Source organism: Limnohabitans sp., assembly GCF_040400975.1.
In the GTDB taxonomy this organism is placed as follows: Bacteria; Pseudomonadota; Gammaproteobacteria; order Burkholderiales; family Burkholderiaceae_C; genus Limnohabitans_A.
In genome coordinates this window covers 1-1,357 of the sequence record NZ_JBBAPF010000117.1, presented here as the reverse complement: position 1 = coordinate 1,357, position 1,357 = coordinate 1, and the positions used below count along the sequence as shown (strand labels likewise).

Below are 1,357 nucleotides of genomic sequence, written 5' to 3'. Positions count from 1 at the left end.
CGCCACCGTCCGTCTTCTCCCTCCCTCCCCTCCCCCACTCTCCGACACCGTTTCTATCTTACCACGGGGCAGCCGGCATGTTCCCCCATGCCAGCAATGCTCCATGCCGTTGAGGGCTCACTTCAAGGCCCTCAAGTCGCACAAGTAGGTGCTGTCGAGCTCATTGTACTTGGTCTGGGCCTGCTTGGTCATCTCGATGATCTCAGACGTGTCGAAGCCAGGGTTGTTCTTCAGCTCGAGGCAGCCGTCACTCCACTTGTGGTGCAACTCACGGACGATGGCCTTGGTCTCATCGACGAGGCTGGTGATCTTCGGAGTCACAGCAGCTCCCCATGGACGACTTCCCAAGCGACCCATCAAGGGGTCGAGAGTGCTTGGCGACAAGGTCGTGGTCAGCTTCAGCACCGTAGTTTGAGCAGCAGCCAGGGTTTTTTTTGCTTGTCCAGTCGTTCCTGTTTCTGCTGATTCTGTGCCTTGGACATTTCTTTCGGCTTGGTCGGGGACTTCTTGGGCTCACCATGGTCGAGGTCAGTCGTCTGCATCCCCTCCCTGACCTTGTTGTAGCTGTCGACGTCCATTGAACCAGTGGCCTTCACCTTGGCGATGTCCTGGAAGAAGTCGGCTGCCGACTTCCATGTGGTACTCCACTCGATCTGCAGCACTCAAGGCTGGGACAGGATGGTCGATGATGAGGTGCTTGCAGAGGTCAGACTCGAAGATCACGCGAGCATGCTCATACGAGTTGAGGTACATGGGTCCGCCCAGTTGAGCTTGAGTCAACGGCTCCACCTTGCCCTCGGTGCGGCGAATGGACCCTGTTTGCATCTCCGTCTCAGCCTCCAGCCAGGCCATGCTCGGATCCATCTGGAACTTGGCCAGCCAGGCCTGCTTGCTCGCGTAGTTCATCTGCTTCCACTTCTCTTGGGCACGACTGTTGCCTGACGCCTTCAGGCGGTAGTTGAGCTTTGCGTACTCCTTATTGTGCTGCTTGGCCAAGTTGCTGTGCCTGTCATTGCTGGAGGCGCTGGACTGGCCCCCTGAGACGATTGGTTGTTTTCCATGCTGACCTCTGGCTCACCGTCCTCGATCCGCTGCTGCATCGCGTGCTCAATCGCCTCCGGCATCACGTCCTGGATCACCTCCGGAATCTGCATCGTCATGACCTCCTGCGTGACATTATGATTCTTGCTTCGGGGCTTTGGCTCTGCACGCTTCTGAGTCTTGGCCCCCGGCCTCGCACGCTTCGCAGCTGGGGCCTCCGGCTCTCTGGGTTGGCTGGCAGGGATGGTTTCCTGCAACTGATCACCCGACTCGCAGATAGGAGTGGCAGCACATCGCTGGAATGCTGTTTTTGATG

The 1,357-nt window shown here is 58.1% G+C and carries 3 protein-coding genes; all 3 read right to left on the bottom strand.

The features are described 5' to 3' along the window. Window positions 1–117: 117 nt before the first annotated feature. Window positions 118–321: a hypothetical protein gene (locus tag ABWQ00_RS16105; protein WP_353239671.1), complete on the bottom strand. Its 204-nt coding sequence runs from the start codon at window positions 319–321 to the stop codon at window positions 118–120. A gap of 207 nt (window positions 322–528) precedes the next feature. Beyond that, window positions 529–996 carry a hypothetical protein gene (locus ABWQ00_RS16100; RefSeq protein ID WP_353239670.1) on the bottom strand — a complete coding sequence of 156 codons (468 nt, stop codon included), beginning with the start codon at window positions 994–996 and terminating at the stop codon, window positions 529–531. Then, window positions 948–1,357: hypothetical protein (locus tag ABWQ00_RS16095; RefSeq protein WP_353239669.1), on the bottom strand; the 410-nt coding region annotated here is incomplete at its 5' end. The genes ABWQ00_RS16100 and ABWQ00_RS16095, both read right to left, overlap by 49 nt.